The 18,888-nt window shown below is 54.1% G+C and carries 16 protein-coding genes and 2 pseudogenes; 3 read left to right on the top strand and 15 right to left on the bottom strand.

The features are described from left to right. From rsxD to blr, 7 genes are all read right to left on the bottom strand, one after another. A complete protein-coding gene (rsxD, locus tag AAYN39_RS18160; RefSeq protein ID WP_000231887.1) occupies positions 1-1,059 on the bottom strand; it encodes an electron transport complex subunit RsxD in 1,059 nt (352 codons plus the stop codon). Then, positions 1,060-3,081 (bottom strand): electron transport complex subunit RsxC, encoded by a 2,022-nt coding sequence (rsxC, locus tag AAYN39_RS18155; protein ID WP_000915581.1) that lies wholly within the window; start codon positions 3,079-3,081, stop codon positions 1,060-1,062. Then, positions 3,074-3,652: an electron transport complex subunit RsxB gene (rsxB, locus tag AAYN39_RS18150; RefSeq protein ID WP_001092600.1), complete on the bottom strand. Its 579-nt coding sequence runs from the start codon at positions 3,650-3,652 to the stop codon at positions 3,074-3,076. Before rsxB ends, rsxC begins: the two co-directional genes overlap by 8 nt. Next, on the bottom strand, positions 3,652-4,233 hold the full coding sequence (gene rsxA / locus AAYN39_RS18145; protein WP_000133179.1) for an electron transport complex subunit RsxA: 582 nt from the start codon (positions 4,231-4,233) through the stop codon (positions 3,652-3,654). Before rsxA ends, rsxB begins: the two co-directional genes overlap by 1 nt. A gap of 76 nt (positions 4,234-4,309) precedes the next feature. Further along, positions 4,310-4,750: a DUF2569 domain-containing protein gene (locus AAYN39_RS18140; protein ID WP_000214061.1), complete on the bottom strand. Its 441-nt coding sequence runs from the start codon at positions 4,748-4,750 to the stop codon at positions 4,310-4,312. Positions 4,751-4,838: 88 nt separating this feature from the next. Next, entirely contained in the window at positions 4,839-5,054 is a 216-nt protein-coding gene (gene ydgT / locus AAYN39_RS18135) for a transcription modulator YdgT (protein WP_000217946.1), read from the bottom strand. Between the two features lie 298 nt (positions 5,055-5,352). Next, positions 5,353-5,478 carry a division septum protein Blr gene (gene blr / locus AAYN39_RS18130; RefSeq protein ID WP_031608772.1) on the bottom strand — a complete coding sequence of 42 codons (126 nt, stop codon included), beginning with the start codon at positions 5,476-5,478 and terminating at the stop codon, positions 5,353-5,355. 207 nt (positions 5,479-5,685) lie between these two features. Here blr and AAYN39_RS18125 point away from each other — a divergent pair, with 207 nt between their 5' ends. Further along, complete coding sequence (locus AAYN39_RS18125; RefSeq protein ID WP_000998242.1) at positions 5,686-6,726, top strand: oxidoreductase; 1,041 nt, start codon at positions 5,686-5,688, stop codon at positions 6,724-6,726. Positions 6,727-6,799: 73 nt separating this feature from the next. Here the strand turns inward: AAYN39_RS18125 and add are convergent, their stop codons facing one another. From add to manA, 5 genes and pseudogenes are all read right to left on the bottom strand, one after another. Further along, a complete protein-coding gene (gene add, locus AAYN39_RS18120) occupies positions 6,800-7,801 on the bottom strand; it encodes an adenosine deaminase (RefSeq protein ID WP_000565566.1) in 1,002 nt (333 codons plus the stop codon). Positions 7,802-8,026: 225 nt separating this feature from the next. Then, positions 8,027-8,158: pseudogene (locus tag AAYN39_RS18115) on the bottom strand (transcriptional regulator); the annotation flags it as partial. 9 nt (positions 8,159-8,167) lie between these two features. Further along, positions 8,168-8,388, bottom strand: a pseudogene (locus AAYN39_RS18110) (glucose PTS transporter subunit EIIB); the annotation flags it as partial. Positions 8,389-8,506: 118 nt separating this feature from the next. Beyond that, positions 8,507-10,015, bottom strand: a complete 1,509-nt coding sequence (locus AAYN39_RS18105; RefSeq protein WP_000753325.1) for a YdgA family protein — start codon at positions 10,013-10,015, stop codon at positions 8,507-8,509. Positions 10,016-10,117: 102 nt separating this feature from the next. After that, a complete protein-coding gene (gene manA / locus AAYN39_RS18100) occupies positions 10,118-11,293 on the bottom strand; it encodes a mannose-6-phosphate isomerase (RefSeq protein WP_001170615.1) in 1,176 nt (391 codons plus the stop codon). Positions 11,294-11,492: 199 nt separating this feature from the next. On the opposite strand from manA, the gene fumB reads away from it, so the two are divergent. Together fumB and fumC are read left to right on the top strand one after the other, a co-directional pair. Further along, positions 11,493-13,139 (top strand): class I fumarate hydratase, encoded by a 1,647-nt coding sequence (gene fumB, locus AAYN39_RS18095; RefSeq protein WP_000066606.1) that lies wholly within the window; start codon positions 11,493-11,495, stop codon positions 13,137-13,139. A 167-nt stretch (positions 13,140-13,306) separates the two neighbouring features. Further along, on the top strand, positions 13,307-14,710 hold the full coding sequence (fumC, locus tag AAYN39_RS18090) for a class II fumarate hydratase (protein WP_000259129.1): 1,404 nt from the start codon (positions 13,307-13,309) through the stop codon (positions 14,708-14,710). Here fumC and tus read toward each other — a convergent pair. The 3 genes from tus to AAYN39_RS18075 all read right to left on the bottom strand — a co-directional run bounded on the left by tus (position 14,707) and on the right by AAYN39_RS18075 (position 18,830). Then, complete coding sequence (gene tus, locus AAYN39_RS18085; RefSeq protein ID WP_000092483.1) at positions 14,707-15,636, bottom strand: DNA replication terminus site-binding protein; 930 nt, start codon at positions 15,634-15,636, stop codon at positions 14,707-14,709. The two genes, fumC and tus, sit on opposite strands and share 4 nt — an antisense overlap. Before the next feature lie 75 nt (positions 15,637-15,711). After that, positions 15,712-17,013, bottom strand: coding sequence for a two-component system sensor histidine kinase RstB (gene rstB, locus AAYN39_RS18080; protein WP_001681605.1), 1,302 nt, complete (start codon positions 17,011-17,013; stop codon positions 15,712-15,714). Between the two features lie 110 nt (positions 17,014-17,123). Further along, positions 17,124-18,830 (bottom strand): amidohydrolase, encoded by a 1,707-nt coding sequence (locus tag AAYN39_RS18075; protein ID WP_000928668.1) that lies wholly within the window; start codon positions 18,828-18,830, stop codon positions 17,124-17,126. Positions 18,831-18,888 lie beyond the last annotated feature (58 nt).

Below are 18,888 nucleotides of genomic sequence, written 5' to 3'. Positions count from 1 at the left end.
TTATCCTTTGCGATGTCCATAGACGCGGGGGCGCGTGTAGTAGTCGATCAGAGGAACCGTGATATTCGCCAACAGGACAGCAAAAGCAACGCCGTCCGGATAGCCGCCGAAGCTACGAATCAGCCACACTAATACCCCAGCCAGCGCGCCGAAAATTAAACGTCCACGGTTGGTCGTGGAGGCGGTAACCGGATCCGTCAAGATAAAAAATGCGCCCAGCATGGTGGCGCCTGACAGCAGATGAAGCTGCGGCGAGGCCAGCGTAGCGGGCGAGAAAAGCCAACCTAACGCGGCGCATAGCGCCAGCGTGAGCAGAAAACTGACCGGGATATGCCAGCGGATGGCTTTTTGCCACAGCAGGAATACGCCGCCGACAAGCCAGGCGAGGTTAACCCACTGCCAGCCCACGCCAGCCAGCGCACCGCTGTATATCGGGTACTGCATGATTTGCTCAACGGAGTGCCCGGCGCGCAAGGACGTTTTAAACGTATCCAGCGGCGTCGCCTGGCTGATACCGTCAATACCGATACGTAGTAGCGTCATATCGCCGCCGCTGGCGGTATGCCCGCTAAAAATCATCCGTAACGTGTCCAGTATATCGGGCGTTGTTGCGGCTATTTCATAAGGCGGCAACCAGCTTGTCATTTGCACCGGAAAGGAAATTAATAGCACCACGTAGCCGATCATGGCCGGATTAAAGGGGTTTTGTCCCAGCCCGCCATATAACTGTTTAGCGATAATAATGGCGAATCCGGTTCCCAGCACGACCATCCACCAGGGCGCGAGCGGAGGGATGCTGACCGCCAGCAAAAGCCCCGTCAATAACGCGGAATAATCCTGCAGGTGACTGGCGACCGATTGTTTGCGCAGTCTAAGGACAATGGCTTCCGCGACGAGCGCCGTGATAGCAGCCAGAACGATCTGGAAAAGCGTTCCCCAACCAAAAAACCACGTCTGCGCGGCAATCCCCGGCAGAGCGGCGATTAATACCAGCAACATGATTCGCGATGTCTGGCGCTGGTTATGGGTATAAGGCGAGCTTGCGATTCTGAATACCATTTAATCCTCGTTAACAACCTGCTGCTGTGCTGCTTTTTTTGCCTGAACGCGAGCGATAGCCGCAGCAACCGCGGCTTTACGCGGGTCGGCCGGTTCGACAGGTTCGCTTACGGTCTGCTGCTCCTGCTTACGGGCTTTGGCACGGGCGATCGCCGCTTCCACCGCGGCTTTACGCGGATCGACCGGTTCGGCGGGTTCGCTTCCGGCCTGCTGCTCCTGTTTGCGGGCTTTGGCGCGGGCGATAGCCGCTTCCACCGCGGCTTTACGCGGGTCGACCGGCTCGGCAGGTTCGCTTCCGGCCTGCTGCTCCTGCTTACGAGCTTTGGCGCGGGCGATAGCCGCTTCCACTGCGGCTTTACGCGGATCGTCGCCGGATATCGCGCTGTCAGCCATCGGATGAGCGGCTTGTTTAGCGCGCGCTTGCGCTTTACGCGCTTCACGGGCCGCGATGACGGCGCTATTGTCTGGCAGACTACCCGCCTGAATAACCACCGGTTGCGTGGCCTGCGCCTGTTTCTCTTTTACCCGCGCCAGCGCAGCGGCAATGGCATCCTGATCTTTTGCCGCTGGTTGTACCGCTGCGCTCTTGTGACGTGCAAGGCGGGCGGCTTTTTCGCGCTCCAGTCTTGCCTGACGAGCCTCAAAACGCGCTTTGGCTTCGGCGGCGCGTTTTTCTTCAAGCCTGATCGCATTAATCTCCGCTTTTTCCTGACGGAAATATTGGACGAGCGGAATATTACTCGGGCAGACCCAGGCGCAGGCGCCGCATTCTATACAATCAGCAATATGGTGAGCGGTAGCCTTGTCATGCTGCTGCCCTTTGCTGAACCAATAAAGCTGCTGCGGTAAAAGGTCGGCAGGGCAGGCGTCAGCGCAAGCGCTGCAACGAATACAGCTTTTCTCTTCCTGAGGCGCCCCCATTTCAGTCACGGATGGCGCCAGCAGGCAGTTGGTGATTTTTACGACCGGTACGTCAAGCCAGGGAAGGGTGAATCCCATCAACGGGCCGCCCATGATGACCATCTGGTCAGCAGAGGGGCAGAACCCGGCATCGTTAAGCAAATGACGAACGGGAGTGCCGAGCCGCGCCCAGACGTTACCCGGACGGCTTATCGCTTCACCCGTTAAGGTGACGACGCGTTCTGTGATCGGTTCGCCGTCAACCACGGCGCGTTTCACGGCATATGCCGTACCGACGTTTTGCATCAGCACGCCAATATCAGAGGAGCGCCCGCCGTGGGGAACCTGTTTTCCCGTCAGTATTTGGGTGAGCTGTTTTGCGCCGCCGGAAGGGTATTTGGTCGGGATAACACGTAATGAAATATCATGAGCGTCAGCCAGTACGGCGCGCAGCATGGAAATAGCCTGCGGTTTGTTATCTTCAATGCCGATTAATACCTCACGCGGTTGCAGAATATGCGCCAGGATGCGAATACCTTCCACAATCTGCGCGGCGCAGTCCTGCATCAGACGATCGTCCGCCGTAATGTAAGGTTCGCACTCTGCGGCATTGATAATAAGCGTGGTGATTTTATCGTCGCCGCCCTGCAATTTAACGCCGGTGGGAAACCCTGCGCCGCCAAGCCCGGCAACGCCATACTGATGAATGCGTTCAATGAGCGCTTCACGGCTGTGGGCGCGGTAATCAGACCAGCCCTCGCGTTCAATCCAGCGGTCCTCGCCGTCGGCATCAATGATGACGCTTAACTCCGCCAGCGCCGAAGGATGCGCCGTCGAGTGGGGCGCAATAGCGATAACCGTCCCGGAGGTGGGCGCGTGTACCGGCAGCATTCTCCCACGTCCACGGGTAAGCGCCTGGCCGCGTAGCACGCGATCGCCGACGCTAACGCACAGCTCGCCCTCAGCGCCAATGTGCTGTTTTAAAGGGATAACAAAGCGCGGCGCCAAAGGCACCTGGCGCAGCGGCGTGCCGTTTGACTGGGACTTCATTTCGGGCGGATGAATACCACCGTCGAAATCCCAGATTTTATCTTTTCTGAAAGCGGAAAATAGTTTAAGCATGTTGTTCCACGGGAATGATGCGAACGGGAATGGTGTTCAAATCCCATTTCCAACTGTCGGGCGTCTCATTCACCGGACGTAATTCGATGCAGTGCGTCGGACACGGATCGACGCACAGATTACAGCCAGTACAGAGATCGCTCATGACCGTGTGCATGGCGCGCGTTGCGCCAACGATGGCGTCAACCGGGCAGGCCTGAATGCATTTTGTGCAGCCAATGCAGTTATTTTCATCAATAACTGCCAGCATACGTACTGGCGCGGCCTGCTGTTCTTCACCATCGCATGGTTGCGGCTCTACGTTTAGCAACTCTGCCATTTTCAGCATGACGGCTTCGCCGCCGGGCGCGCAACGATTGATTTTCTCGCCCTGGAGACCCACGGCTTCGGCGTAGGGGCGACAGCCGGGATAGCCGCACTGACCACACTGACTCTGCGGCAAAATCGCATCGATTTTTTCAACAACCGGATCATCTTCAACCGCGAATCGGCGGGAGGCATAACCCAGAATGGCGCCGAACACCAGACCCAGAAGGGTCAGGGCGCCAACGGCAATCCAGATAGTATTCATTACAACTTCACCAAACCACTAAAGCCCATAAAGGCCAAAGACATTAATCCTGCGGTAATCAATGCTATCGCGTTACCACGAAAAGGGGCGGGCACATCCGCCACGGCAAGGCGTTCGCGGATAGCGGCAAACAGAACCATCACTAATGAAAAACCGACGGCGGCGGAAAATCCGTACAGCGCCGACTGAAGAAAGTGATGACCGAGATTAATATTCAGTAACGCTACGCCCAGAACCGCACAGTTAGTGGTAATCAGTGGTAAGAAGATGCCTAACAAGCGGTATAACGCCGGGCTGGTTTTCCGCACAACCATTTCGGTAAATTGCACGACCACAGCAATGACGAGGATAAAGGCCAGCGTCCGCAGATAAATCAGATCCAGCGGAATAAGTATCCAGGTGTCGATAAGCCAGGCGCATATCGACGCCAGCGTCATGACAAAGGTCGTCGCGAGGCCCATCCCCATGGCGGTTTCCAGTTTTTTGGATACGCCCATAAAGGGACAAAGGCCCAGGAATTTGACCAGTACAAAGTTATTGACCAGTACAGTTCCGACAAAGAGCAGCAGGTAATCAGTCATGTTTCGGCCTGAAATAAAAAAGCCGCCTATTATCTGTCAAACTACCACAGGCGACAACAGGTTAACTGTAGGGTTATTACGGATTAACAAACGTTGTTTTAACGCGCGCTGAACGTTTGAGATAAGGCACAATGAGCGCCGTCGCCAACAGTGGGAAGAGTAACTGACGCACGGCAAAGGCATCTGAGACGGGCGAAAAGGCAAATGCTTTAACCGCCAGTAACACCGACACCAGCAGCCAGATAATGTAATGCTTTGGCACGCAGCGTCTGCGCTTGAAGAATGCGATCGTCAACCACAAGGTATAGTACCACATGGCGATAGCGGTAATAAATGAAATGCCCCATAGCAGTAAATTACCGGTTTCCTGTCCGCTAAGCGTTTTGAACGTTTGCGGTGTGGCAAGCGCCATAACGTAGAGTAATAACGCCAGCGAGGCGCTCAACAACGCGACTAACAGCCAGGCTAACGGGCCAAGAAGCCAGCCTCCAATTCGTTGTGGCGGTGTTGTAGTCATATCTTCTCCGGGGTTACGCGCGTTAACGGTCATGCCGCTCATTTTGGGGCAAATATTATAAGGTTTTTGATGTTAAACGCTACTTTCTTTATTGCACATAGCGCCAGACGGATTGCGGAACCTGACCTACATCAAACAGGCGTCCTCCGGAAACCAGCTCGGCACGGCGGTGATCTGCAGCGCGATACATATTAACGATGTCCATGTCATCAGTAAGGGTATAGTTAAGGTGGTCGAACAGTTTTTCCAGACTTTCGAGCGAACTAATTTTGCGGAATTTTAATAGATAATCCTGAACAGTCATATAAAGTTGATCCATATTAAATATAATGCCAACGGAGTAGTCACTGATAAAAAAATAAACAAAATTGCACCAGTGAGAGGTCAGGGGTGCAGGTAAAAAGGGAATATTCTTACCGGTAAAGAGTCAGGCGCCACATGGCGCCTGGGGCGAAAGGTTAACGCGCTTTACTACAACAGGCAATAAACGTCAGACCAGATAGAACATATTTCGTTTTTTTTGCCGGTTTTTGACTTTTCTTTGCACGCCCCGGGGCGCTGCTTACCGTACCGCGCGAAAATGCCTTTACATTATCTGACGCTTACTTCTTCTGAACGGAAGCCGTGGGCTCAGGTGGTTGGTAATTGTCAATATGGTTGGCAATACCTAAAAGAATGACTGAGATAATGAGAACTATCCACCCAGTTAATTCAATAAGACGATTCATTATTGACGACATTTGCTTTGATTTATCCATAAACACAGAGAGTAAATGTTACTTTCCTGGCGAACGGTCGGCAAGAGGGAGGGGAACGATTTCAGCCTCTGTTCTGTAACAAGTTAATCATTTGATGCTACGTTGATGGTCAGGACGCTATTGCGGCTAGTCGCACGATGGTGTGGAATAGCGATATCTAAAACCGGAGGCAGTGAGATGAATGACAAAATCCGCGTTGGGTTAATCGGTTATGGCTACGCCAGTAAAACCTTTCATGCGCCCTTAATTATGGGAACGCCAGGGTTAGAGCTTGCGGCGGTATCCAGCAGCGATGAAACAAAAGTGAAAGCAGACTGGCCGGCGGTCTCCGTGGTCTCTGAGCCCCGACATTTATTTAACGATCCGCATATCGACCTGATCGTGATCCCGACGCCCAACGATACCCATTTCCCGCTGGCGAAAGCTGCGCTGGAAGCCGGTAAGCATGTGGTGGTTGATAAACCCTTTACCGTGACACTGTCACAGGCGCGAGAATTGGATGCGCTTGCGCGGAGCACTGGTCGGGTACTTTCCGTCTTCCACAACCGACGCTGGGACAGCGATTTTTTGACGCTGAAGGCCTTGCTGGCGGATGGCGTGCTCGGCGAGGTGTCCTTGTTTGAATCCCACTTTGATCGCTTCCGTCCCCAGGTGCGCGACCGCTGGCGCGAGCAAGGCGGGCCGGGAAGTGGTATCTGGTACGATCTGGCGCCGCACTTGTTGGATCAGGCCATTCAACTTTTTGGCCTGCCGGTCAGCATGACGGTGGATTTAGCGCAACTGCGTCCGGGCGCGCAATCTACAGATTATTTCCACGCGATTTTATCCTACCCCCAGCGCCGCGTGATTTTGCACGGTACGATGCTGGCCGCGGCGGAATCCGCGCGATACATCGTTCATGGTTCGCGCGGTAGCTATGTTAAATATGGCCTCGATCCCCAGGAAGAACGGTTAAAAAACGGCGAGCGTTTACCGCAGGAAGACTGGGGATACGACATGCGTGACGGCGTATTGACCCTGGTTGAGGGAGAGACGCGCAAAGAAGAGAACTGGCTTACGTTGCCGGGTAACTATCCGGCATATTATGCCGCCATCCGCGATGCGTTAAACGGTAACGGTGAAAATCCCGTGCCGGCAAGCCAGGCGATTCAAATTATGGAGTTGATTGAACTGGGCATGGAATCGGCAAAACATCGCGCGACGCTGTGTCTTGCCTGAGATGTCGCATTTCTCCGCCTGGGATAGCATTAAACCGCAGGCGGAGAAGAGCGTTAGTGTCAATAAAGCAATCTTACGCCGCGGCCACTTTTTCGCGTAGCGCACGTTTTTCGCTATCGCTCAGAAAGGCGATTTCCAGACCGTTAATCTGCGCCTGGCGAATCTGTTCGCGGCTCAATCCTGCCGCTGGCGCGGCGACGTGATATTCATGGATAATATCTACGCCCTGAACAGCCGGATCGTCCGTATTAAGACTGGCGAGAACGCCATGCTCAAGGAAGGTTTTTAGTGGATGATCCGCCAGCGATGCGACGGTACTGGTCTGAATATTCGAGGTCAGACAGGATTCAATACCGATACGCTGCTGTGCAAGAAAATCCATTAACGCGCGATCTTCGACAGCTTTTACGCCATGTCCGATACGCTCGGCCCCCAGTTCGCGAATCGCCTGCCAGATACTTTCCGGCCCTGCGGCTTCGCCAGCGTGAACGGTAATATGCCAGCCCGCATCGCGCGCCCGATTAAAGTGCGACAAAAACAGACTGCCGGGAAAGCCAAGCTCATCACCGGCTAAATCCAGCGCGGTGATTTTCTCTCTGTGCGCCAGCAGCGCATCAAGCTCCTGTAAACATGCCGCCTCGCCGAAGGTACGGCTCATAATGCCAATGAGTCGTGCCTCGACGCCAAACGTGTTACAGCCGTCGCGTACACCGTCGATAACGGCTTCAACCACGCCTGCGATCGGTAACTGATGCGCCATCGCCATATAGCCGGGCGAAAAGCGAAGCTCGACGTAATGCAGGCCGTTACGTGCCGCATCTTCAATATTTTCAAAGGCCACACGGCGGCAGGCGTCAAGCGATGCCAGGACTTTTACCCCCCAATCGAGTTTAGTGAGAAAGCTTACTAAATCGGGTTCGGTTGAGGTGACCTGGACATGCGGAATCAGCGTTTCCAGCGTTTGGGCGGGAAGGGCGATGTTGAACTGCCGACCAAGATCCAGAATTGTTTGGGCGCGAATGTTGCCATCAAGGTGGCGGTGGATGTCAGTCAAAGGAAGCGTAATATCAATCATGGGCGCACTCAATTTTTAATAAAAGTGCGCACCATTATACTACAGATTGATAATGCTCTGGAAATTTTGCAAAAACGGAGTCATTACGTTGCAACTTCGCGAGAGCGCGGGAGAAATTTTGTATCATTCTCTGTAACGCGCCCCCGGTCAGCTCACGGGGGTTGTCTCTGTTATCGCCTCTCAGGATAAAGGGTCAACCCCCCGCTTGTAGACGGTATCAGCGAACGGCGCGGTGGCAAAATCCATATCCGAGATCGTAAAGGGGAGCAGATCGGCTTCGCCAAAACGATCGGCGACATAATCCCACTACGTACACCATGTCCCGCGTCGGTCAACTTCCTGTGAAAAATCGAACATATCCCTTCCTTATGCCTGAACGGTATTCATCAGGCCAACCATTTCATCTTTTACCGACTGAACCTGCGGGCCGATAATTACCTGCAAATTATGCTGATTGAGCTGTACGATGCCTGTCGCGTGATTGTCCTTCAATGCCTGGACATCGACAAACGACATATCTTTCACTGACAGGCGTAGGGGGGGATGCAGTTGTCCAGACTCACGATGTTTTCCGTGCCGCCTAATGCTCACGACGAGCACCATGTGCGGAGTCAAACGATAGCCGCTCGCCTGGTAACGCAAAAGTAGAGGCTGCGCGTCGTTCGGCGCAGACCGGGTGCAGCGTCGCGACACCCGGCAAGGCGATTATTGTTGAGGCAGCGCCGGAACGTCCGGAACGGAAAGCGCCGGCATCCCAAATAGGCCGACAAAGTCTTCCAACGGCATTTTTTGTCCGTTGAGCGTGATCTGGCCATTGGCGTACTGCAAACTGGAGGCGATAGTATTATCCTTCAGCGTTGTCAGTCGGAACATCTGACCCATTGCGGACAGCCCCTGCACCTGCTGTTTTGCCAGTTTTTCCGCATCATCCTGCTGATAGCCTTCCAGTTTTGCTATCTGCGTCATAAACTCGACCGCCATGTCCATCGGAATTGCCAGTTTCGCATCCAGCGATTTCACGGAGCGGTCGACTTCCTGTGCCAGCGTTTGCGGTTGTGCCGTTGTGGTTGCCGGATCTTTGAGGAACAGCGACAGATTCAGCGTGGTTTCCCCTTTGGCGTTTTTCCAGCTAAGCGGCGCCAGGGTCAGAACCGGATCGCCTTTTAACAGCACGGGGAGAGCGCTAAAGAACGCTTCAGTGACTTTTTGCTGATAAAGCTCAGGATTCTGCGCCACGTCCGGCTGATTCAGCAGCGCCTGCGTTTGCGCATGATATTGCTGACTAAACTGGTGCCAGGCTTCGCCGTCGATTTGACCGACTTTCAGCGTTAATTTACCGCTGCCCAAATCCTGATTCTGCACTTTCAGGCTGTTAAGCGAGTAATCCAACTGGCTGTTAATGGTTTTTCCGTCGTTGACGAGATCGGACTTGCCGGCAATTTCCATCCCTTCCAGCACCGCCATCTCTTTACCCTCAATGGCGATGGACAGTTTATCCAGCGTTAACTTTTGGTCGCCTACACGCTCGCCAAAGCTTGCCAGCTTACTGGTACCGTCTGTTTTCAAATTATTAAAGGTGAGTTGTACCTTCTGATTATATTCGTTAACGGCATCGACCAGGCCGCTCTGCGCTTCGCCCGACAGCGAAACCACATTACCGTCTTTATCGGCGTTAAGCTGGAACTCGCCGCCGCTAAAGGCGACCTTTTCACCGGCATTCTCGTAGTTTAACGGCTTGAGAGAGATATCGGAGCGGGTATCGCCGCCATAACCAATGCGGGTATTGATAACAAAGGGCGCGTCGCCTTTCGCAATATCAAAGAGGGGTTTTGCCGCATCGTTATTCACCAGAGTGGTTTTTACCGACGCCATAGAAGGGATCAGATTGAGCGTTTTGAGCTGGGCGAGCGGGAAGGGGCCATGTGAAACGGACTCGTCCAGCACAATGCTTTGCCCGGGCTTCAACCAGGTATTGTCTGCGCCGGCAACCGGTTTGACAACCAGTTGCAGATGGCTACTGAACACGCCGCGCTGGTAGTTTTGATAACTTAATTCGACACCGGCCTCCGGCGCAGTACGCTTGAGCTGTTCATTGGCCTGAGTCACCATTTCTGCAAGATGGTTCTCCAGCTTTTTCCCCGTATACCAGGCGCCGCCTGTCCAGACGATGCCAAGTGCAATTACTACACCTGCAGCTACCAGTGTTTTTTTCATATCAATTGTCCATAAAAATGAAACCAGGCGGATTAAACCGCCTGGAGGAGTTTTACGTCTGTTATAAGCTTAGCAAGAGTTGTTAAAAAATTCAGTACGTTGCTACAGCTTGTTATAAACACGCGCTAAACGGCCCGTGCCGCTGGCGTTAACCGGAGACTCATCCGCGCCGATAAAGGCAGATTCACCCGGCTTCAGTACCAGACGCTGTTCATCTTTACGTAACACCGCCTCACCCTCAACGCAGAACAGAATCGCGGCGCTGTGTTGGCCGATGCTCGTCTCCTGAAGCGCCAGGTCGTGCAGTGAAAAAGCAAAATCGTCAACCGGAATTGGGAAGTCCAGCTCCGCGCCGCTTTTCACCGGGGCAGTCAGCAACTCGCCGGCAGGCTTAGGTTCGAACTTCACGTTCGCGACCAGCTCAGGGATGTCGATATATTTTGGCGTAAGGCCAGCGCGCAGAACGTTATCGGAGTTCGCCATGACTTCCAGCGCAACGCCCTGCAGATAAGCATGAGGCGTTTCGGCAAACAGGAACATCGCCTCGCCGGGATTCAGTTTGACCACATTCAGCAACAAAGGAGAGAAAAGCCCGCTGTCGTCAGGATAATACTCTGAAATCACGCGGATCGTTTGCCACGGTTCGCCTTGCTGGCTGTTAAGCGCCGCTTTGAGTACGGCTAACGCGCGGGATTTTTCTTCGCCTTGCATATTCAACAGGCTGGCGAAAAGCTGGCTCAGACGTTCAGCATTCGGCGCCTGCAAAAAGTGGGCGATAGCGGAATGCGCGCCGGCGACAGGTTGCAGTAAAGAGACAATGTCAGAAAATTCGCGGAACGCGTTCATCGCCAGGAAAGGCGCCAGGGCAAAAACCAGCTCTGGTTTATGGTTAGGATCTTTATAGTTCCGCTCTGCGGCATCCATGGGGATACCCGCCGCATTTTCTTTCGCGAAACCGATTTCGGAATTGCGCTTATTCGGGTGCACCTGAATAGAGAGCGGCTGCGCGGCGCACAGTACTTTAAACAGAAACGGCAGTTCGCCGAAACGGTTGGCTACCGCTTCGCCCAGCATGGCGGTTTTATTCTTTTCGATGGCGTCACGCAGGGAGACGGTTTCGCCGTTGGCGGTGGTGATTCGCGAGCTGCTTTTGGGATGCGCGCCCATCCAGAGTTCAGCCATTGGCTGCTGCTGCGGATTGGCGATGCCATAAAGTTCCGTTAACGCAGTTTTACTTCCCCAGGCATAGTTTTGCACTGAGTTAATGAGTTTTTGCATTATCAAGCCCTGTTTCAATGTGGAGATCAATGGGAGGTATTAAACCAAGAAACCCGCATGAAGTAACCTCCGGGCGTAAAAAGTCGTACTTGTCTCAGTTTTTGTTAAAAAATTGTGTAGGATAGTGTAACTCGCTTTGAGTCGGGCAATGGAACACCTGCCCAGAGAATAACCATACCGAGCGGTAAGTGAGAGCACAATGTCAAACAAACCCTTCTTTTATCAAGACCCTTTTCCCCTCAAAAAGGACGATACCGAGTACTACTTGTTGACCAGCGAACATGTTTCCGTCGCCGAGTTCGAAGGACAAGAGATCCTGAAAGTCGCGCCGGAAGCGCTAACGTTGTTGGCGCGTCAGGCCTTCCACGATGCGTCTTTTATGCTACGTCCCGCGCATCAGCAGCAGGTGGCGGATATTCTGCGCGATCCGCAGGCCAGTGAAAACGACAAATATGTCGCGCTGCAATTCCTGCGAAACTCCGATATCGCGGCCAAGGGCGTGTTGCCCACCTGCCAGGATACCGGTACGGCCATTATTGTCGGCAAAAAAGGCCAACGCGTCTGGACTGGTGGAGGTGATGAAGCGGCGCTGGCTCGCGGCGTATATAACACCTATATCGAAGATAACCTGCGCTATTCGCAGAACGCGGCGCTGGATATGTACAAAGAGGTCAATACCGGTACTAACCTGCCGGCGCAGATCGATCTCTACAGCGTCGATGGCGATGAATATAAATTCCTCTGTATCGCTAAAGGCGGCGGTTCGGCGAATAAAACCTACCTCTATCAGGAGACAAAAGCGCTACTGACGCCGGGTAAGCTCAAAAATTATCTCGTCGATAAGATGCGTACGCTGGGCACCGCCGCCTGTCCGCCGTATCACATTGCGTTTGTCATTGGCGGTACCTCGGCGGAAGCGAACCTGAAGACCGTTAAGCTGGCCTCGGCAAAATACTATGATGCGCTACCGACCGAAGGCAATGAACACGGGCAGGCCTTCCGCGATATTGAGCTGGAAAAAGAATTGTTGCTTGAGGCGCAAAATCTTGGCTTAGGCGCGCAGTTCGGCGGCAAATATTTCGCTCACGATATTCGTGTCATCCGATTGCCGCGCCATGGGGCATCGTGTCCGGTAGGTATGGGCGTGTCCTGCTCCGCGGATCGAAACATTAAAGCGAAGATCAACCGGGAAGGGTTCTGGATCGAGAAGCTGGAGCGCAATCCCGGTAAATATATTCCAGAGGCGCTGCGCCAGGCGGGAGAGGGCGAGGCGGTGCGCGTTGATCTTAACCGTCCCATGAGCGAGATACTGCAACAACTGTCGCAGTATCCGGTATCAACGCGCTTGTCGCTGAACGGCACGATTATTGTGGGCCGCGATATCGCGCACGCTAAACTGAAAGAACGGATGGACAGAGGCGAAGGTTTGCCGCAGTACATCAAAGATCATCCTATCTATTATGCGGGGCCGGCAAAAACGCCGGAAGGGTACGCCTCCGGGTCGCTTGGGCCGACTACCGCAGGACGGATGGACTCTTATGTTGATCAGCTCCAGTCGCAGGGCGGCAGTATGATCATGCTGGCGAAAGGCAACCGCAGCCAGCAGGTGACCGATGCCTGTAAGAAACATGGCGGCTTCTACCTGGGCAGTATCGGCGGCCCGGCAGCCGTTCTGGCGCAGGGCAGTATCAAGCGCCTGGAGTGTGTGGAATATCCTGAACTGGGTATGGAGGCTATCTGGAAAATTGAAGTGGAGGATTTTCCGGCCTTTATTCTGGTGGATGATAAAGGTAACGATTTCTTCCAGCAGATTCAGTCATCGCAGTGCGCGCGCTGCGTTAAGTAATGTCGCCGCCCTGCGGGGCGGTAACATGATTCGCTATTTTGCCGGAGAACGGCGCAAGCGCCTTATCCGGTCTACACCGTTGTGTTGTTATCGTTAATACTCATAAGACCGCAAACATGTGAGCAATGTCGACACATGATCTCATCAACTTGAGTAAGGAGCAGGTAATGGTAACGGTACGCCGCGAGAAAGATTCAATGGGCGTGATTGAAGTCCCGGCAGATAAACTGTGGGGGGCGCAAACGCAACGTTCGCTGGAGCATTTTCGGATTTCCACGGAGAAAATGCCCGTCTCGCTCATTCACGCTCTGGCGTTGACCAAGCGCGCCGCTGCGAAGGTCAACCAGGACTTAGGGTTGTTGGCGGCGGAAAAAGCCAGCGCGATTATCGAGGCAGCTGATGAAGTGCTGGCGGGAAAACATGCTGATGAGTTTCCGCTGGCGATTTGGCAGACCGGGTCCGGTACGCAAAGCAACATGAATATGAATGAAGTGTTAGCGAACCGCGCCAGTGAAATTTTGGGCGGCGTTCGCGGTATGGAACGCAAAGTGCATCCCAATGATGACGTCAATAAGAGTCAAAGCTCAAACGATGTGTTCCCAACCGCCATGCACGTGGCGGCGTTACTGGCGTTACGCGAACACCTTATCCCGCAATTATCCGCATTAACGGATACGCTTCGCGATAAATCCCACGCTTTCGCCGATATTGTCAAAATTGGGCGTACTCACCTGCAGGACGCGACGCCGCTCACCTTAGGCCAGGAGATTTCCGGTTGGGTAGCCATGCTGGAACATAACCTCAGACACATTGAGCACAGTTTACCGCACGTCGCGGAACTGGCGCTCGGCGGAACCGCAGTAGGGACAGGGCTTAATACCCACCCGGAATATGCCCGGCGCGTGGCCGAGGAACTGGCGACCATTACCGCGGCGCCGTTTGTTACCGCCCCGAATAAATTCGAAGCGCTGGCGACCTGTGACGCGTTGGTACAGGCGCATGGCGCATTAAAAGGACTGGCGGCCTCGCTGATGAAAATCGCCAACGATGTTCGCTGGCTGGCATCCGGCCCGCGCTGCGGCATTGGCGAGATTGCTATCCCGGAGAATGAGCCAGGCAGTTCCATTATGCCTGGTAAAGTGAACCCGACCCAGTGTGAAGCGGTAACGATGCTATGTTGCCAGGTAATGGGTAACGATGTGGCCATCAATATGGGGGGCGCATCGGGCAACTTTGAGCTCAACGTCTATCGTCCGATGGTTATTCATAATTTTCTGCAAACGGTGCGCCTGCTGGCCGATGGCATGGCGAGTTTCAATCAACACTGTGCGTCAGGAATCGAGCCAAACCGCGAGCGTATTACGCAGTTGCTGAATGAGTCGCTGATGCTGGTCACTGCGCTCAATACGCACATCGGTTACGATAAAGCGGCGGAGATTGCGAAGAAGGCGCATAAAGAAGGGCTGACGCTCAAAGCCTCAGCCGTGGCATTAGGATACCTTAGCGACGCGGAGTTCGACGCCTGGGTACGTCCGGAGTTAATGGTTGGCAGTATGACGCCGGGACGTTAATCCGCCACATACAGGTGCAGTCGCGGAATAATCAGTCGCAGCGGCTGCGCCTGTGGTTTAAAACGGTGCTGAATATTATCGGCGTCATAGTTTTCCAGCCCGCCAATATCCGGCACGCCAGCGCCGTTGTCCGTGTTGATTAATGCGATAATCGGCGAGGGGCAGGCGTGTTGCACCTGTTTCTGCTGGCCTTTATACCAGATGCGGGCGATCGGCTGTACCTTAACCGGGCGCTTAATCTTGAGTTTGGCCTGCTGCGGTAAGGCAGCGATATCCTGATATTCCCGTTCCAGCTTGAATTGCCATTGTTCGCGCGTCCACGGCGGGACGCTGCGCGGCGACGCGAGGCTTTTTTTCAACTGGCTCAGAACCTCATCCCGGCTTAAATTTTTAATAATATGTTTATTTGCCCAACCGAAACGTATGGTGGCGGGGTTATTGATAAGCGTCAGCGTGCGGTAAGCGTTCAGCGTAATTAAGCCGGGTAGATGCCGATGCACCCACTCAAAACGTGCCGCTGAGGGAAGACCGGACTCTACCGTAACCATCTGCTCGAAGGTGGTTTTCAACTGGTTAATGCGCTGTACCTGATTTTCCAGATCTAACTGTGTCGCATTATCCACTTGATAGCATAAAACGCCAGGCAGGCGGACGGCGGCTTTACTGCTGCGGTTTTCGGACTGCTGTTGAATAAACAAATGGCGATAGTGACGTAGCGCCAGCGCTTCGGCCTCTTTCCCCAGATGTTGCGTGACCTCGATAGTGTCCAGCGGCGCATGTTCCGCCTCTTTGGTCACCTGCGGCAGTGAAAAGACACTAGCGATAAGTAGCGAATGCTGCTGTAGATTATCCGACAGCGCCGCCAGGTGTTGTTCTATCTGGCGAAAAGTGCCATTCAGGCGTTCAACGAGATCGTAGCGGGACATGGTATCACTCACTTTAGTTACAACATACTATCTGTATAGCACAATTCCCGCGGCTCAACCAGCGTGCAAAATACGTCAGGCCGCGGTCATGTCGGGCATCGCGTGCCAGACCGGCCAGCGAAAGCTAAATTTTGCGCCGCCCAGTTCGCTATCGTCACAGACGACGCTACCGCCCATCGCCAGAGCGATAGAGTGTACGATGGCGAGTCCAAGCCCGCAGCCGCCTGTCGCCCGGTCTCTACTGGGGTCGAGTCTGACAAAAGGTTCAAATACGCGCTCTCGCGCATCCGCTTCAATGCCGGGGCCATCATCTTCGACTATCAGCGTTGCCTGACTGCCGTCAAGTAACAGACTGACCTGAACGGTGGTACGGCTGTAGCGCAACGCATTATTCAGCAGGTTATCCAGCACTCGCGACATTAACCGCATATCAAGCGCGCCATAATCGCCGATTACACATGTGAGAAGATTTACGGCGCGTTCCGGGTTCACGCTCTGCACATCCTGCAAATGCGCGAACAACCAGGCGGGGAGGTCGGGTTTGGTCAACATCAGTTCATTTTGTGGTCGGTCAAGGCGCGCATAGGTGAGCAGTTCTTCAATCAGCGCTTCCAGTTGACCAATATCGCGATTGAGCGCCTGTGATTCCGGCGGAGTCAGATTTTCACTCATTTCAAGCCGATAGCGTAAACGTACCAGCGGCGTGCGAAGCTCATGGGCGATACCGTCAATCAGCTGTTTTTTACTGGCGATCAGAGCATTAATGTTATCCGCCATCTGGTTGAACGCGACGCCCAGACGTTCGAAACTGGAACCATTATCGAAATGCAGGCGTTCAGTCAAATGACCCTCGCCAAAGCGCTGCGCGGCGGATTCGAGCCTGAGCATTTCTTGCCAGTGCGGGCGCATCCAGATAAACACAGGAAAGGCGAGAGAAAAGGCAATGAGCGCCATTAAGGCGATATCCAGCAGTCGCATTTGATGCAGGAAATAGAGATAGGGAACCGGGCCAACCGCCAGGACGTAATGGCTGCGCGGGATACGCTGAATAAAGGTGTATTGATCGTCAAGCGCGACAATATCGCCTTCACGCAGTCGCTGCGTGGTGGCGGCATCAAGCTTATAGTGATTTAACGGTTCAACGCGTAAATCGAAAGAGAGGTTCAGGTCCATCTCTTTTAACGTTTTCCCCCATTCACGCGGCGGAATTTCCCGCAGTTCGCTGCGCATCAGATAGAGCGAACTTTTCATCAGATCGTCGAGCGATTGCCTGCCCGCGCGTTCGGCAGTGAATTTGTACACCAGTCCGACCAATAAGGTCATGACCAGAAAACAGACGAACAGCAAAAGGTAAAACTGCACAAACAGCTTTTTCATCAACGCCCACCGGATCTCAATACATTAGCTCTATCGCGCGCTGACGGAAAAGATTTCCCGTCAGCGCCGCTGGTGGGTTATAAAAGCAGGCTTTGCGTCAACTGACAACCTCATTGTCCGGCGTTAAGGTCCGGACTTTCGTGAACAATGCGTCCATCGACAAGCGTCAAAACAGCGCGAATGGTATCAATTCTGTCTTCCGGCATCGTCATAAAGGGCTGATTGAGCACCGCCAGATCGGCCTGTTTTCCGACGCTAAGCTGGCCCCGGTGTTGTTCGGCAAAGGCGAGCCAGGCGGCATGACGTGTATATAACGCTAGCGCTTCCAGACGCGTGAGCCGCTCGCTGGCGGGTTTACGCACGGAACCGCCTGACGCTATACCGGTGATATGATATTCGATAGCGTGCCAGACACCGGCAATGCCAATACGCGTCGAATCGGTGCCGCCAGCTACGACAAGCCCTTTATCCAGCGCCAGTCGAACCGGCGGCGAATTGTCCGTCGCACCGGGTGGGTTGGCGTCACGGATGGCAAGCCCCTCAAAGTAAGGCCCCATTTGCACAGTGTATGCCAGACCCAGCTTACGCATTCGCTCAAGTGTCTGTGGCGAACCGGTATTCAGATGCGCAATAGACCAGCGGAGAGGGCGCAGATCGTACTGCTGCGCTACCTGCTCAAAAATCGTCAATATCGCGTCGGCGCTGTCATCGGTATAGGCGTGGATCTCAAGCGGTATTCCCCGTTTTGCCGCAAACGTCGCGACCTGGCGAAGCGCGGTTTTGTCCTGCTCTGAGGAAGAAAACCCTGGGGCCATCCGCACGCCGTCATTCATTCCTGCCACCAGGCTTTCCCCCAGGCCAAGAAAAGCCAGTTGCCCGTCGTCGGCACGCGCCGGGCGAAAGGCCATCAGGTTGCTGAACCACTGCGCTTCATGACCTTTCGCTTCCGGCTGTACCGGAATGCGATACCCCACGCGCAGCGGTAAATCCCCCTGGTTTCGCATTGCAAATAAAGGCTCATAAGCGGCGGCAGGCCCGGCAGAGGGGTCAATGATGCCGGTCACGCCGCGAGCGTTCATATCAGCGAAAAATTGTCGCAGACCGCCCTCGCGATCGGCGTTACTACTTATGCTGGCAAAAAGCTGGTTAAACGCGGCGATGTCACCAAATAATTTCCCCGTGGCGCTACCTTTTGCGTCGCGCTCTACGCGGATTCCCGCTAAATCAGGAGGAGGGGTGTCGTTAAGGCCAAGTACGTCTATACCGCGCTGATTCACTAACGCATAGTCGTAAAGATACTGAATATAAGCCGGATGATCGGGAAGGGCGTGGCTCAGTTCGGCTACCGTCGACGCCCGGTTTTCTGCAAATTGCGCCGGTATCCATGATCCCACTACGGCTACCCATTGATCGTGGGGACGACGGTTAGCGTCGGCGCGTAATTTATCCAGCGCGTCTTTAAGCGAAGGGCTGTCGTACCAGTAGGTTTCGAATGTCCAGGTTTGTCCGCCGCGAATGGCGTGAATATGGGTATCGGTCAGGCCGGGTATCACGGTTTTACCCTGTAAATCGATGGTACGGGTATGGTCGCCGCGCCATTCATTTGTCGCCGTATCATCGCCAATCGCCACAATCCGCGAGCCGGAAATCGCCAGCGCGCTGGCCTGCGGCTGGGCATCATTCAGAGTGATGATATTACCGTTATGCAAAATAATATCCGCTGCCGGGCGGGCGGCGGTGGCTGCGCCTGTGGCCGTGAGCAGAAAGAGAAGCGCGGTTCTGGAAAGCAGAGGCGGGACGAGACTGATCATTAGCATGTTCCTTTTGTCGGGAGATAAGCAAACCATAGAGAGCGAACAAGAATTGTTCAATCTG

The sequence above is a fragment of the Salmonella sp. K21076 genome, assembly GCF_039650795.1.
GTDB classification, from domain to species: domain Bacteria; phylum Pseudomonadota; class Gammaproteobacteria; order Enterobacterales; family Enterobacteriaceae; genus Salmonella; species Salmonella enterica.
This window is presented reverse-complemented; position numbering and strand designations above follow the sequence as displayed.

Bases quoted from the DNA above. Each gene is read 5' to 3' on its own strand.
- rsxD (WP_000231887.1), bottom strand. From the start codon at position 1,059: ATGGTATTCAGAATCGCAAGCTCGCCTTATACCCATAACCAGCGCCAG.
- rsxC (WP_000915581.1), bottom strand. From the start codon at position 3,081: ATGCTTAAACTATTTTCCGCTTTCAGAAAAGATAAAATCTGGGATTTC.
- rsxB (WP_001092600.1), bottom strand. From the start codon at position 3,652: ATGAATACTATCTGGATTGCCGTTGGCGCCCTGACCCTTCTGGGTCTG.
- rsxA (WP_000133179.1), bottom strand. From the start codon at position 4,233: ATGACTGATTACCTGCTGCTCTTTGTCGGAACTGTACTGGTCAATAAC.
- AAYN39_RS18140 (WP_000214061.1), bottom strand. From the start codon at position 4,750: ATGACTACAACACCGCCACAACGAATTGGAGGCTGGCTTCTTGGCCCG.
- ydgT (WP_000217946.1), bottom strand. From the start codon at position 5,054: ATGACTGTTCAGGATTATCTATTAAAATTCCGCAAAATTAGTTCGCTC.
- blr (WP_031608772.1), bottom strand. From the start codon at position 5,478: ATGAATCGTCTTATTGAATTAACTGGGTGGATAGTTCTCATTATCTCA.
- AAYN39_RS18125 (WP_000998242.1), top strand. From the start codon at position 5,686: ATGAATGACAAAATCCGCGTTGGGTTAATCGGTTATGGCTACGCCAGT.
- add (WP_000565566.1), bottom strand. From the start codon at position 7,801: ATGATTGATATTACGCTTCCTTTGACTGACATCCACCGCCACCTTGAT.
- AAYN39_RS18105 (WP_000753325.1), bottom strand. From the start codon at position 10,015: ATGAAAAAAACACTGGTAGCTGCAGGTGTAGTAATTGCACTTGGCATC.
- manA (WP_001170615.1), bottom strand. From the start codon at position 11,293: ATGCAAAAACTCATTAACTCAGTGCAAAACTATGCCTGGGGAAGTAAA.
- fumB (WP_000066606.1), top strand. From the start codon at position 11,493: ATGTCAAACAAACCCTTCTTTTATCAAGACCCTTTTCCCCTCAAAAAG.
- fumC (WP_000259129.1), top strand. From the start codon at position 13,307: ATGGTAACGGTACGCCGCGAGAAAGATTCAATGGGCGTGATTGAAGTC.
- tus (WP_000092483.1), bottom strand. From the start codon at position 15,636: ATGTCCCGCTACGATCTCGTTGAACGCCTGAATGGCACTTTTCGCCAG.
- rstB (WP_001681605.1), bottom strand. From the start codon at position 17,013: ATGAAAAAGCTGTTTGTGCAGTTTTACCTTTTGCTGTTCGTCTGTTTT.
- AAYN39_RS18075 (WP_000928668.1), bottom strand. From the start codon at position 18,830: ATGCTAATGATCAGTCTCGTCCCGCCTCTGCTTTCCAGAACCGCGCTT.